Here is a 12,697-nt window from a genome sequence, read left to right on the forward strand (position 1 = left end):
GGTGGTGGGGGCTGCGGTGCTCATCGGGCGTTCTCCTTGCGGCGGCGGGCGGCGGCCTTCTCGAGCTGGCGCTTCTCGCGGGTGCCGGTGACGTCGGCGCCGAGGACCCGGACGAACACGAACGCCACGAGCGCGACGTAGCAGAACAGGATCACCGAGAACGCGGACGCGGGTCCGTAGCGGAGCTGGTTCGACTCGTCCCAGGCCAGCATCGACAGCGTCTCGACCGAGCGCTTGCCGGGCCCGATCAGGACGTAGGGCAGGTCGAACATGCGCAGCGCGTCGAGGAGGCGGAACAGCACGGCCACCAGGAGCGCCGGCTTGACCAGCGGCAGGGTGATGGAGGTGAGCTGGCGCCAGCGGCTCGCGCCGTCGATCTTCGCGGCCTCGTAGACCTCACCGGGGATGATCTGCATGCCGGCGAGCGTGAGCAGGCCGATGAACGGAGCGGTCTTCCAGACCTCGGCGATGATCACGGCCCACTGGGCGGCCATGCCTTCCGACGTCCACAGGATCTGGGTGCCGAGCAGGTGGTTGGCGATGCCCTCGGACTGGAAGATCCATCGCCACAGCAGGCCGGAGACGGCGGTAGGCACGGCCCACGGCACGAGGATGCTGGCGCGCAGGAGGGCGCGGCCGCGGAAGGCGCGGTTCATGGCCAGCGCCAGGCACAGGCCCAGCAGCGTCTCCAGGCCGACGGTGACGACGGTGAAGAACGTCGTGTTCGACAGGGCGTTGAGGAACCGTGCGCCCTGCTCGCCCTGCAGGAGGGCGGCGTAGTTCGCCAGCCCGACGAACTGGTCCCCCTCGACCACGAAGCCGCTCTCGTCCAGGCCGGAGCGCTGCTGGTACATCGACTGGTGCACCGCCGACAGCAGCGGGTACGCGATGACGAGGCCCAGCACGAGGAAGGTGGGGGACAGGAGGATTGCCGCCATGCGGCCTTCGCCGGCACGGCGACGGCGGCGGCCGGGACGGTCCGGTGCTGCGACGTGGGTGCTCATGGGAGGTCCTTGGGAGAGGTGTGGCGGGCCGCCACCCGAGGTGGCGGCCCGCCGGGGTTGGTCAGCCGACGCTCTTCTCTAGCCCTGCCTGCATGTCCTCGAGCGCCTTCTTCGGATCCTTGGCGCCGGTCAGGGCGGCGTACGCCTCCTGCTGGATCACCTGGGTGGAGGCGCCGTACTGCACGACCTTCGGACGCGGCTGCGCGTTCTCGAGCGAGGTCAGCAGGGTCGGGTAGAACGGGCGCTTGGCGATCACGGCCGGGTCGTTGAGGACCGACGGGTAGACCGGTGCGCGCGAGCTCTTCTCCACGCGCAGCTTCGACTCCTCCTCGCTGGTGAAGAACTTGATGAAGTCGAGCGCGGTCGCCTTGTTCTTCGTGAATGGCGAGACGGCGAGGTTGCGGCCGCCGAGCGTCGACACGCCCTGGTGGTCACCGATGCCGGGGATGGCGCTCATGTCGAACTTGCCATTGACCTTGCTGGAGCCATCCGAGGCGGACAGCGACGAGTGCACGAACGGCCAGTTGCGCATGAACACGACCTTGCCGTCCTGGAACGAGCGGCGGCTCTGCTCCTCCAGATAGGTGATGGCGTCACCGGGCACCAGCTTCTTGTCGAAGGCCTGACGGAGCTGGGCGAGGCCGGCCAGGGCCTCGGGGGTGTTCACGTCGGGCTTGCCCTCGCTGTTGACGACGTGACCGCCGGCCGAGGCGACGGCCTCGGTGAAGTTCACCGTGAGAGCCTCGTTCTTGTCGAACTGTCCGGCGTAGCAGGACATGCCGGCGGCCTCGGGGAGGGCGAGCACCTTCTGGCAGGCGGTCTCCATGTCGGCCCAGGTCTTGGGCGCCTCGGTGACGCCGGCGGCCTGCAGGAGGTCGGTGCGACGGAACAGCAGCGCGCCATCGGTGTAGTAGGGCGCGCCGAAGAGGTTGCCGCGGTAGCTCGCCGCGTCGACCGGGCCCTTGAGCATCTTGTTGGTCGGCACCGCGTCCTTCGGCAGCTGCATGATCCAGCGGTTGGCCGCGAACTCCGTCGTCCACACCACGTCGAGGTTCAGCACGCTGAACGTCTCGGACTTGATCTGTGCGTTCTGGACCATCTGCTGGCGCTGCTGGTCGGCCGAGTCGGGCAGCTCGATCCACGTGACCTGCTCGTCGGGGTGGGCCTTGTTCCAGCGCTCGATGCTCTCCTTGGCCGCGCCCGAGGCGTCGCGCGACGAGACGTAGTTGATCGGGCCGCGGCCGCTGAAGTCATTGGCGGCGGGTGCGTTCCCCGGCTGGCCGCCGGACTGCTGGCCACCGCCGCAGGCGGTGAGGGGGGCCAGCACGACGAGCGCGGCGAGGGTTCCGGCGAGGGAGGTCAGGCGACGTTGCCTCATGGTTGTTGCTCCTGGTCTGTTGTGTCGGGGTTCTGCTGGTGGACGGGTCGTGCGGGGGGTGAGCTCTGGGGCGGCGGGCCCGTGGACCCGCGGCGGACGATCCTGTGGGGGACGACCACGGGCGTCAGGTCGCGGCTGCGCAGGATCTTGCCGACGGCGATCTGGCCCATGGTCTGCAGCGGCTGGGCCACCGTGGACAGCTCCGGGTGGACGTGGCGGGCGGTCGCGGTGTCGTCGAACCCCAGCACCGACACGTCGTCGGGTACGCGGCGCCCCCGGCGCTGGAGCTCGTTGACCACCGCGGCCGCCATCTCGTCGCTGACGGCGAAGATCGCGGTCAGGTCGGGGTCCTGGGCGAGGAGCGCGTCGAGACCCGGCGTACCCGACTCGTAGAAGAAGGTGCCCTCGGCGATGACGGGCTCGCGGCCCGCCGCACGCATCGCACGCTCGTAGCCGCGGCGACGCGGGGCGCCGACGTGGACCGACGTGGGATCGCCCGCGAGGAGGCCGATCCGGCGGTGCCCGAGGGTGAGCAGGTGTCGCGTCCCCTCGTAGGCCGCCCGCTCGTCGTTGATCGCGACGCTCGGCGTGCCGGAGCCGTCGCTGATCGCCACCGAGATGACCGGGCGACCGGGACCGAGCGCCTGTCGCATCTCCTGGGTGATCACCGCGGAGATGAGGATGACACCGGCGGCGCGGTGGTTGCGGAGCGTACGCAGGTATTCGTCGATGAAACGTGAGCCGTAGCCGGTGCGACCCAGCATGACGGCGTGGCCCTGCTCGCGGGCCGCGGCCTCGACGCCCTGCATGACCTCGGAGGCCAGCGCGTCAGAGACCCGTGGCGCGAGGAGCCCGATCACCGACGTCTCCCGCGTCTTGAGGCCACGGGCCAGCGAGTCGGGCTGGTAGTGGAGCCGGCGGATCGCCGCCTCGACGCGGTCACGCGTCTCCGACGAATAACCGGGCTGGCCGTTGACCACGCGGGACACCGTCGCCGGGGAGACCCCGGCCAGGGCTGCCACCTCGCGGATCGTGGTCACGGCCTTCTCCTCGTCGAGACGTACGCAAACGTTTACGTGCTCGACCCTAGGTCGGCCCTTCACGAGCACGGAAACGTTTACGAAACGCCCCCTGCCTCACGGGCCCCTAGGCTCGTCGCCGTGAGCACCCACCTCGAGCGCGCGACCGCGCTCGCCGACGACGTCTGCGCCGACCACCTCCACCGACGGTTCGTGTGGCCCTGGCACTGGGGTCCCGCGCTGTTCGGCTTCGCGCTGACGCTGCTCGACGAGCGGCTGGGCGAGACGCCGCCGCCCCACGAGCCCTGGCTGCGCGCGTGGTGCGACCACTACGTGGAGCAACCGCCGCGCGTCGACCAGTCCGACATGGCTGCGCCCGGGCTGGTCACCCACGAGATGGCGCGCCTGACCGGCGACGAGAGGTACGCCCGGCTCACCGACCTCGTCGTCACCTACATCCGCGACGAGCCCCGCCTCGTCGGCGACGCCACCAACCACCTCGGCCCGTCGCTGGTCGGTCGCATCTATCCCCGCTCGGTATGGGTCGACTCGCTGATGATGTTCGGCGTGTTCACCGGCCGCTACGGCCACGACACCGGCGACGCCGAGATGGTCGAGATCGCCGCGCGCCAGCCGGAGGCGTACGCGGAGCTCATGCAGGACCCGCAGACCGGCCTGTGGTCGCACTCGTGGTGGAAGCGCACGGGCCGGGCGTACCCCGCCGCGGGCACGTTCTGGGGGCGCGGGAACGGCTGGGTCGTCGCCGCGCTGCCGATGATCCTCGAGTCGATCGGCGACCACCCGCGCGCCGACGCGATCGCCGGGATCCTCGAGCGCACCAGCCGCGCCCTGCTGCCGCTGCAGCACAACGACGGCACGTGGACGACGCTGCTCACCGAGCCGCGCACCTATCGTGAGCTGTCGGTGACCGCGCTGGTCGCGGCGGGCTGGTTCCACGGCGTACGCCTGGGCGTGCTCGACGACGCGTACGCCGAGCGTGCCGGCGCCGCGCTGGACGCCGTCACCGGCGCGCTGCGCCCGGGCAGGCGGGGACTGGAGCTGCCGGAGCTGTCGGGTCCGACGATCCCCGTGCCGCTGCTGCCGCGCACCGGCTACCGGCTCACGCCGCGCATGGCGAACGCCAGCTATGGGATGGCGGCCTACCTGATGGCGGCTGTACGCGACGACGAGCTCAGTTCTTCGCGATCTGGCCGGTGAACTGAAGGGGTCCGTGGGAGTCGTCTCCGCCGTCGACCATGATCGTGACGTGGTCGAGCTGGTCGGCGGGCATCGCGAAGCCCATGGTGGCCTTGGCCGACGCCCCGGGTGCGACGGTTCCCTTGAACGAGTCGCCCACGGCGCCCGACGTGTCGACGATCTTCGGCGCGCCCACGCCCGAGTAGTAGCCGTGGACGACCATCTTGTCGGTCACGAACGGCTGGGCCGACTTGTTGATGACCACGATCTCGGCGAGGACGACGTGTCCTGCGGTGCCCTCGGCGCCCGACTGGGTAGGGGTGACCTGGCTGCCCTTGATGGTGCCGATCTCCACGGTGACCCCGTCGTCGTAGCGCGCGGCCTGGTCGAAGGTGAACTCGTCACCCTCGGGCGGCGAGGTGGGCGGGTCGGTCGGGTCGACGGCGGAGCCGTCGCTGGGGGCGGGCGCTGCGTTGGAGGGGGCCGGCGTCCCGGTGGGGGTGGGCGCGGGGGCCTTGCCGCACGCGGACAGCGCCACACCCACGGCGAGGGCGAGGATTGCGGCGGTTCCACGTGTTGCGTCCATGGGGCGAAGCGTAGACGGTTCCGGGGCACTCACGTAGCCTGTTCGCCATGAACAGGGTTCTGCTGATCGCCGGTGCCACCGTCGGGCTCGTCGTGACCTTGATGGTGCGCCAGACCTCGAAGGCCCAGAACGAGGCCGACCTGTGGGCGCTGGCCACCGAGCCGCGCCGCTGAACCTCAGGACCTCACCGGCCCCGCACCGACGACCCGTCCGCCGTCGTCGCCGCCGCCGGGTCCCATCTCGATGACGTGGTCGGCGGTCGCCGCCGCGGCCGCGTCGTGCTCGGCCACCAGTACGGTCGCGCCCTGGTCGACGAGCGCGTGGAGCTGGTTGAGCAGGCGGTGGGTGTCGGCCGGGTGGAGCCCGGTCGTTGGTTCGTCCAGGAGGTAGAGCGTCTGGCCGCGCCGTGCGCGCTGCAGCTCCGAGGCGAGCTTGATGCGCTGCGCCTCGCCGCCGGACAGCTCGGTGGCAGGCTGGCCCAGCGTCAGGTAACCCAGCCCCAGCGCGGTGAGCGCCTCGAGGGCGCGGTGTACGGGGGCCTCGTCGGCGAACACCGGCAGCGCCTCGTCGACGGTGAGCGCGAGCACGTCCGCGATCGTGAGGCCCTGCCACGTCACCTCGAGCGTCTCGGCGTCGTAGCGAGCGCCGTCGCAGTCGGGGCACGTCGACCACGTGCCCGGCATGAACATCAGCTCCACGGCGACCGCGCCCTCGCCCTGGCACGTCGCGCAGCGCCCCTCGGCCACATTGAACGAGAACCGGCCCACGCCGAAGCCGCGCTCCTTCGCGGCGGGCGTGGCCGCGTACAGCTTGCGCACGTGGTCGAACAGCCCCGTGTAGGTGGCGAGGTTCGACCGCGGCGTACGCCCGATGGGCTTCTGGGTGATCACGACCAGGCGCAGGTCCTTCGGCGCGCTGACGGTACGCCAGGTCGCGCGCGGTGTGGCGAGGTCCTCGGGCTCGCCGTCGTCGGTGTCGTCGGGGTCGGCACCGAGCGCCTGGGCGAGCGCGGTCAGCACCGACGACTTCCCGGACCCGGACACGCCGGTGAGCACGCTCAGCAGGCCGAGCGGGACCTCCAGGTCGACGTCGCGCAGGTTGTGCAGCGTGACGCCCTCGACGGTGAGCGTGCCGGTGGGCGTACGCGGCGCCGACGTCCGGATCTCGGCGGCGTGGACGGGGTCGTCGAGGTAGCGCGCGGTGACCGACCCGGCCGCCTCCGCGAGCCCGGCGACGGGACCGCAGTGGAGGACGCGCCCGCCGCCGGTGCCGGCACCCGGGCCGACGTCGACGACGTGGTCGCACTGCTGCACCAGGTGCATGTCGTGCTCGACGATCAGCACCGAGTTGCCCGAGGCGACGAGTCGGCGCAGCAGTCGCATCAGTGCCTCGGAGTCCTTCGGGTGGAGCCCCGCCGACGGCTCGTCCAGCACGTAGACCACGCCGAACAGGCCTGAGCGGAGCTGGGTGCCGAGCCGGGCGCGCTGCAGCTCGCCGGTCGACAGCGTCGACGCGGGTCGGTCGAGCGACAGGTGGCCGAGCCCGAGCTCTACCAGCGCCTCGATCCGTCCGCGCAGGTCTCCGACGAGCAACTCCTCGGCCTGGGCGGTCGCGTCGTCGCCCGCGTCGTCCGCCGGGACGAGTAGCTCCAGCAGCCCCGCGAGCGGGAGCGCGGCCGCCTCGTCGAACGCCCGTCCGCGCCACGTCACCGACAGCGCGTCCGGGTTGAGGCGTCGGCCACCGCAGCGCTCGCAGTCAGTGGTCTCGACGAACCTGAGCGCGCGCCGGCGCTGGGTCTCGGACTTCGACTCGGCCAGCGTCCTCATCAGGTGGCGGGCGGCCGAGGCGTACTTGCCCTGGTAGGGGCGCTGGATGCGCCCGGCCTCGCGCTCGGCGTGGACGGTCACGACCGGTTCCTCGTCGGTGAACAGGATCCAGTCGCGATCGGCCTCCGGGAGCTCGCGCCACGGGCGGTGGATGTCGTAGCCGAGCGTGGCGAGGATGTCCCGGTAGTTCTTGCCGAGCCACGCACCCGGCCAGGACGCGATCGCACGCTCGGCGATCGACAGGCTCGGGTCGGGCACCATCGACGCCTCGGTCGGCCGGTGCACGCGGCCCAGCCCGCCGCACGCCGAGCACGCCCCCACGGCGGTGTTGGTGGAGAAGTGGTCGGAGTCGAGCCGGCCCAGGCCCTCGGGATAGGTGCCGCAGCGGGAGAACAGCATGCGCAGCGTGTTGGCGCACGTGGTGACGGTCCCCAGGGAGGAGCGCGCGCCGGTGCCGGCCTGCCGCTGCTCCAGCGCGACGGCGGGGGGCAGGCCCGTGACCTCGCGTACGCGGGGGTCGGCCGCCTGGTGGATCAGCCGCCGCGCGAAGGGCGCGACCGACTCGAAATAGCGACGCTGGGCCTCGGCGTGGATCGTGCCGAACGCCAGCGACGACTTGCCCGACCCGGAGATGCCGGTGAAGGCGACCAGCCGGTCGCGGGGGATGTCGATGTCGACGTCGCGCAGGTTGTGCAGCCGTGCGCCGCGGACGCGGATCCAGCCGTCGCTGTTGTCCATGGGGCGCATTCTCACACGACCCCCGTGACATCGATCGTCCTCGAGTGGCCACGACACGCCCAACGTTGGGCGTGTCGCACGCACGTGAGGACGATCGGGCTCACTCGCTGGCGGCGGTGGCGTACATCTCGGCGATCTGCGTCTCGAAGCGCTCCAGCAGTGCGGCGACCGTCGCGGCGTCCCACACCAGGTCGGGGTCGGGTTCGAGGTGGGCGAGGAGCATGGCGACGGCGTACCGCTCCGGTTCCGACCAGGCGGTCGCGCGGCTCGCGCCGAACAGCGCCGCCCCGGTCCGTCGGTCGAGCCAGCCTGGGTCGGGGTTGGCGCGGGTGATGATGCCGCGCATGACTGCGCCGGCGGCCCCACCCAGCACGCGGAACCCCTCCTCGCCCTTCAGCGGCGGCACGAGGCGGTAGCCGATGAGCGTGGCCAGGTTCGCGTACACCTCGGCACGGCGGCGGGAGAAGTCGTCCTCGGTGGCGGCCAGGGCGCGGCCGACGGCCTCGCGGACCTCGCCGTGGGGCAGCGAGGGATAGGTCGCCGACAGCGAGAGGAACGTCCGCCAGCGCGGCGACTCCATGATGCGGTGCACGTCCATGTCGACGCTCACGCGCAGTCCCTCGACGACGAGGTCGCGTCGGCCCTGCGGGGTGGTGAGGGCGTCGTGGTGCTCGGAGACCAGGGCCACGAGGCGGGCCAGGTCGTCCCCGGCCTCGGGGATGAGCGACGTACGTCGGACGGTCTCGACGAGCACGTCGGTGAGGAAGGCGTCGCGGGTCGGCCAGCGCCGGTACGCCGTCGCGCGGGACACCCCCGCAGCCTCGATGACGCGTTCCATCCGGATGCCGTCGAGCCCCACGCTCATGCCCTCGGCCTCGATCTGGGCGACGGCGACGTCGAGCATCCGTGCGGCGGCGTCGCCCGGACGGGTTCGTCCTCCGGTGGGGTTCGGGGTTTCCCCCGATTGCTCTCGCGACGTCATGAGACATAGTGTTTCACACAGATGTGAGACATGGTGTCTCATGTGAGAGGGAGTCGTGAAGAAGATGTGGATGATCGTGCTCGGAGTCGTGGTGGTGCTCGTCCTGGGCGCCACGGCGTTCGCCCTACTGAATCCGCCGAGCCCGGAGGTCGGCAACCGTGGCAAGCTCGAGGTGGCCTTCACCGCAGAGGAGAGGCAGAAGATCGACACCGTCTCCGTGACGCCCGCGGAGCTCGCCGCCGCACGGTGCGAGGACGGGCAGAGGTGCTGGCTGGCCGTCGACGGCGTCGTCTACGACATGTCGGTGTTCCCGAAGTGGGCCAGGGGACGGCACCACGGCGTGGAGGCAGGCACGGACGCGACCGAGAAGTTCGTGAAGTCGGGGCACGCACGGGCCTACCTGGAGAAGATGCCCGTCGTCGGGCGCCTGGGATCCTGAGCTGTAGGGCAACTCCCATCGTCCGACGATGGCGCGATATGCCCAGTCAGGTCGATCGCAGTCACGCGTGAGGGTCAGGCGGTGTCCTTGGTCCCTGCTGCGGTCTCCTCGAACTCGCGAAGGCGACCGGTGAGCGTGATGAGTTCGGCATCCTCGAACGGGATGCGCCGGTCGTTGTACGGGGAGTCGAAGAGGCGATCCGGACCCATCACACCGTTCGCGGTGAGCTCCTCGATGATCGTCCGAACGAAGCGGATCTGATCCGCGGTGTAGCGGTTCTCGTCCAGAAAGTCGGCGAACGCCTCGGTGACCGCGGCATGGTCGAGGCCCACGAGCGAGCGGACGAACACGCCCAGACCGCCCTGCCTCTCGGCACACCAGACGATGTCGGCGCGCTGTCCGCCCGACGCGATGAGGAGCTGCTCGAGTGTCTCCAGGTCCTCGTCGGTCAGCGGCTTGTTGCGTCGCAGGCGCTGCAGGGCCATGTTGTCGTCGTGAGCACGAAGGTGCTCTGTGGCTCGCGCGCGGAACCGTTCGAGGTCGATTCCTGAGGTGACCCCGGGCAGGTCGACGTCTCGCGACCGGATCAACGTGTCCTCGAAGTCGGTGTAGACGGGGTTGCTGCTCGACCGTTCGATGAACCCGATCAGTCCCCGCAGCTTTCGTCGAGCAGCCTCCACCATCGGCACCATCACGTCCACCCACCACTCGTCGCCCGCGACGGCCCCGATGAGCTCCGCCTGGTCCTGGACCGCGGGGATGGTCATCAGGGACAGCAGCTTCTCGACCGTTCGCTGCACGGTGACGCGGATCCGTTCGGCGGTGTCGACGTCGCCGGTCACCTGGGCGAGGATGCGCCCGAGCATCAGCAGGTCGAAGCGCTTGGCCCCCTCGTCGACGTCCTGCTCCTGGGAGGGCAGCCCGGCCAGAGCCAAGGCCTCTTCGACCCGCTCATCGGTGAGGTCCTCCCAGGCCGACGGGTCGGAGAACGTTTCGGTCGCGGCTCGGTGGGGGCGTACCAGGATGTTGTCGGGATTCATGCCGGTGACGAAGGTACGCAGGGTCTCCGCGGTGTCCCGGCGGAGCTCGTCGCGCCCAGCGAAGTCTTCGGCGCGGTCGAGCTGGCGTACGAGTTCCACGCGGGTCTCGAACAGGCGCTGGCCCAGCGACCGCTGCACCGAGCCGGTCGACCCGGGCAGGTTCTGGCTGAAGTAGTCGAGGTTCCCGCAGAAGTCGAACACGAGGAAGTCCTGCTTGTGCTCTCCCGGGCCGAACAGGTCAGGGCACAGGCGCGTGCCGCGACCGATCATCTGCCAGAATTTCGACTTCGAGCGCACCAGCTTGAAGAAGACGAGGTTGACGACCTCGGGAATGTCGATGCCCGTGTCGAGCATGTCCACGCTGATCGCGATGTGCGGCTCGTGATCCGGCTGGCTGAACTCGTCGATGAGGGACGCCGCGTACGACTCGCCGTGGACGATCCGTCGGGCGAACGTGCCGCCGTACTCGGGCCAGTTGGCGTTGAACCGCTGTTCGATGAACTCGGCGTGCCGCATGTTCTTGGCGAAGATGATGGTCTTGCCGATGCGGTCACCGCCGGCGACCTTGTAGCCCTCCTCCATGAGGGTGCCGAGGACCTTGTCGACGGTGTCGGTGTTGAACAGCGAGCGGTTGATCTCCTCCGACGAGATGGCGTCGGGCGGCCCGTCCTCACCCCATTCGATCTCGTCCCAGGCGTCGCGCTCCTCCTCGGGCAGGTCCTCGTAGCGGATGCCGTCCCGCAGGAACAGCGTCCCGGTCGCAACGCCCCGCGGCGGCACGAGGTGGCCTTCGCGTACGGCCTCCTCGAGGTCGTACGCATCGGTCGGCATGCCGTCCTCGAGCCCGAAGAGGCGGTAGGTGTTGCGGTCGACTTCGTTCTTTGGGGTGGCGGTCTGGCCGACCAGCAGGGAGTCGAAGTAGCGGAAGATCGCGCCGTACTTGGCGTACACGGAACGGTGGGCCTCGTCGATGATGACGAGGTCGAAGTGGCCCGGGCTGAAGCGCCGGCCGTCCGCGGGTTCCTCGATGAGGTTCATCATCGTCTGGTAGGTCGACACGTAGACGCGACCGGTGGCCGTGCGGTCCTCGAGGAGGTTGACCACCGGCTCGTTGAGGAACGTCTGGAAGCTCCGGAAGGCCTGCTTGGCGAGCGCGGTGCGGTCGGCGAGAAAGAGGGTACGCGTCACCCAACCCGCCTTCATGAGCAGGTCGACGAGCGCGATGGCGGTGCGGGTCTTGCCGGTGCCGGTCGCCATGACGAGCAGGGCGCCGCGCCGGTGGTTCTCGAACGCCTCGCCGATCCGCTTGATGGCCTCCTGCTGGTAGCCCCGGTTGACGATCCTGTTGCTGATGGTCTGGGTTTCCAGCTGCCGGCGGTTCTGGCGTCGGCGTACCCATGTGCTGAGCTCGTCGCGGGTGGGGAAGCCCATCACCTCGCGCGGCGGGTAGCCCAGCGCGTCGTCCCAGATCCAGGTCTCGTACCCGTTGGTGTAGAAGATCACCGGCCGTTGCTGGAACTGGTCCTCGAGGCAGTCGGCGTACAGCTTGGCCTGCTGCTGGCCCTCGTGGGCGCTGCGGCTGGTGCGTTTGGCCTCGACCACCGCGAGCGGACGTCCGTCGTCACCCCACAGGACGTAGTCGACGTAGCCGACTCCCTGCTGGTTCGGCATTCCGCTGACCTCGAACTCGCGGTCGCGCGGCTGGTCGAGCTGCCAGCCGGACTCGGCCAGGAGTGCGTCGATGAGGTCGGTACGCGTGCGCGCCTCGTCGTAGTCGTGGGTGTCCGGCTGGGTCGCAGCCGCCTGTGCCGCCTCGATCTGGGCGCGGAGCTCTTCCAGCTCGCGGTCACGTTCGGCGGAGGTCTGGTCGAGGTGTTCCTGGTACGCGGCGTGTTGGCGGTCCAGCAGCGCCTGGACCTGGGCGCGGTTGAGCAGGGCGACCTGTCCCACGCGCTGGGGGTCGAAGGTTACCTGGGTGGGGATCTCGTCCGGCACCGTGGACTGGTGACGGGCCGCCCAGACCATGATGTGGTGAAGCTCCCGGAGGGACGACTCGGCCATCGCGGGCGTGACCGCGTCGCCGTGGGCGGCCTTGTTCCCGTTGAGCCGGACGAGCTTGAACTTGGGGCGGAGAGCGGCGCCGACCAGCTGGCGGAACTGGGAGCCGGACTCGAGGTCGGCGAGTCTGGTTCCGCGTCGTCGGAGGTTGCGTACGTCGTAGAGATGATTGACCAGGAGTTCCACCGCCACGCGGCTGTTCATGCAGGCACTGCGCGGATCCGTATGCATCAGTGCTTCCGCGCTCATGCAGGCATCCTGGATGTCCGTCCATCCAGTGGGGGCGAGGAAGGCGAAGTTCGACATGGCAGTCGCTCCTGGGGTTGCGGGCTCTGCAGGTCACTCTAGGGATGGCGGGGCCGTAGAAGTGCGAGGGCGTGAAATCTGTGGAAAGTCAGCCACGGATCACCCAGGGCTGATGTGCGTTGTC

10 protein-coding genes are annotated in these 12,697 nt (G+C 70.1%); 3 read left to right on the forward strand and 7 right to left on the reverse strand.

From position 1 onward, the window contains the following. Positions 1-20: 20 nt before the first annotated feature. From ACYVGD_RS15335 to ACYVGD_RS15345, 3 genes are all read right to left on the reverse strand, one after another. Complete coding sequence (locus tag ACYVGD_RS15335; RefSeq protein ID WP_460744654.1) at positions 21-1,004, reverse strand: carbohydrate ABC transporter permease; 984 nt, start codon at positions 1,002-1,004, stop codon at positions 21-23. Positions 1,005-1,065: 61 nt separating this feature from the next. Continuing rightward, positions 1,066-2,382, reverse strand: coding sequence for an ABC transporter substrate-binding protein (locus tag ACYVGD_RS15340; RefSeq protein WP_460744655.1), 1,317 nt, complete (start codon positions 2,380-2,382; stop codon positions 1,066-1,068). Next, positions 2,379-3,422 carry a LacI family DNA-binding transcriptional regulator gene (locus ACYVGD_RS15345; protein WP_460744656.1) on the reverse strand — a complete coding sequence of 348 codons (1,044 nt, stop codon included), beginning with the start codon at positions 3,420-3,422 and terminating at the stop codon, positions 2,379-2,381. The genes ACYVGD_RS15340 and ACYVGD_RS15345 overlap by 4 nt, the downstream gene beginning before the upstream one ends. Before the next feature lie 120 nt (positions 3,423-3,542). On the opposite strand from ACYVGD_RS15345, the gene ACYVGD_RS15350 reads away from it, so the two are divergent. After that, complete coding sequence (locus tag ACYVGD_RS15350) at positions 3,543-4,619, forward strand: glycoside hydrolase family 88 protein (protein ID WP_460744657.1); 1,077 nt, start codon at positions 3,543-3,545, stop codon at positions 4,617-4,619. Here ACYVGD_RS15350 and ACYVGD_RS15355 read toward each other — a convergent pair. Beyond that, the gene (locus ACYVGD_RS15355; RefSeq protein WP_460744658.1) at positions 4,594-5,184 is read right to left on the reverse strand and encodes a hypothetical protein; all 591 of its coding nucleotides are present in this window, start codon (positions 5,182-5,184) and stop codon (positions 4,594-4,596) included. The two genes, ACYVGD_RS15350 and ACYVGD_RS15355, sit on opposite strands and share 26 nt — an antisense overlap. 47 nt (positions 5,185-5,231) lie before the next feature. Between ACYVGD_RS15355 and ACYVGD_RS15360 the strand changes: the two genes are divergently transcribed. Continuing rightward, positions 5,232-5,357, forward strand: coding sequence for a hypothetical protein (locus ACYVGD_RS15360; RefSeq protein WP_460744659.1), 126 nt, complete (start codon positions 5,232-5,234; stop codon positions 5,355-5,357). A 3-nt stretch (positions 5,358-5,360) separates the two neighbouring features. Here ACYVGD_RS15360 and ACYVGD_RS15365 read toward each other — a convergent pair whose 3' ends face one another. Beyond that, positions 5,361-7,748: an excinuclease ABC subunit UvrA gene (locus tag ACYVGD_RS15365; RefSeq protein ID WP_460744660.1), complete on the reverse strand. Its 2,388-nt coding sequence runs from the start codon at positions 7,746-7,748 to the stop codon at positions 5,361-5,363. 100 nt (positions 7,749-7,848) lie between these two features. Beyond that, the gene (locus tag ACYVGD_RS15370; protein WP_460744661.1) at positions 7,849-8,730 is read right to left on the reverse strand and encodes a TetR/AcrR family transcriptional regulator; all 882 of its coding nucleotides are present in this window, start codon (positions 8,728-8,730) and stop codon (positions 7,849-7,851) included. A gap of 64 nt (positions 8,731-8,794) precedes the next feature. Here ACYVGD_RS15370 and ACYVGD_RS15375 point away from each other — a divergent pair, with 64 nt between their 5' ends. Next, a complete protein-coding gene (locus tag ACYVGD_RS15375) occupies positions 8,795-9,169 on the forward strand; it encodes a cytochrome b5 domain-containing protein (RefSeq protein ID WP_460744693.1) in 375 nt (124 codons plus the stop codon). A 74-nt stretch (positions 9,170-9,243) separates the two neighbouring features. On the opposite strand, the gene ACYVGD_RS15380 is transcribed toward ACYVGD_RS15375, so the two are convergent. Continuing rightward, positions 9,244-12,516: a DEAD/DEAH box helicase family protein gene (locus ACYVGD_RS15380; RefSeq protein ID WP_460744662.1), complete on the reverse strand. Its 3,273-nt coding sequence runs from the start codon at positions 12,514-12,516 to the stop codon at positions 9,244-9,246. Positions 12,517-12,697: the final 181 nt, after the last annotated feature.

This window comes from Mariniluteicoccus endophyticus (assembly GCF_054780035.1).

Bases quoted from the DNA above. Each gene is read 5' to 3' on its own strand.
- ACYVGD_RS15335 (WP_460744654.1), bottom strand. From the start codon at position 1,004: ATGAGCACCCACGTCGCAGCACCGGACCGTCCCGGCCGCCGCCGTCGC.
- ACYVGD_RS15340 (WP_460744655.1), bottom strand. From the start codon at position 2,382: ATGAGGCAACGTCGCCTGACCTCCCTCGCCGGAACCCTCGCCGCGCTC.
- ACYVGD_RS15370 (WP_460744661.1), bottom strand. From the start codon at position 8,730: ATGACGTCGCGAGAGCAATCGGGGGAAACCCCGAACCCCACCGGAGGA.
- ACYVGD_RS15365 (WP_460744660.1), bottom strand. From the start codon at position 7,748: ATGGACAACAGCGACGGCTGGATCCGCGTCCGCGGCGCACGGCTGCAC.
- ACYVGD_RS15375 (WP_460744693.1), top strand. From the start codon at position 8,795: ATGTGGATGATCGTGCTCGGAGTCGTGGTGGTGCTCGTCCTGGGCGCC.
- ACYVGD_RS15355 (WP_460744658.1), bottom strand. From the start codon at position 5,184: ATGGACGCAACACGTGGAACCGCCGCAATCCTCGCCCTCGCCGTGGGT.
- ACYVGD_RS15380 (WP_460744662.1), bottom strand. From the start codon at position 12,516: ATGAGCGCGGAAGCACTGATGCATACGGATCCGCGCAGTGCCTGCATG.
- ACYVGD_RS15360 (WP_460744659.1), top strand. From the start codon at position 5,232: ATGAACAGGGTTCTGCTGATCGCCGGTGCCACCGTCGGGCTCGTCGTG.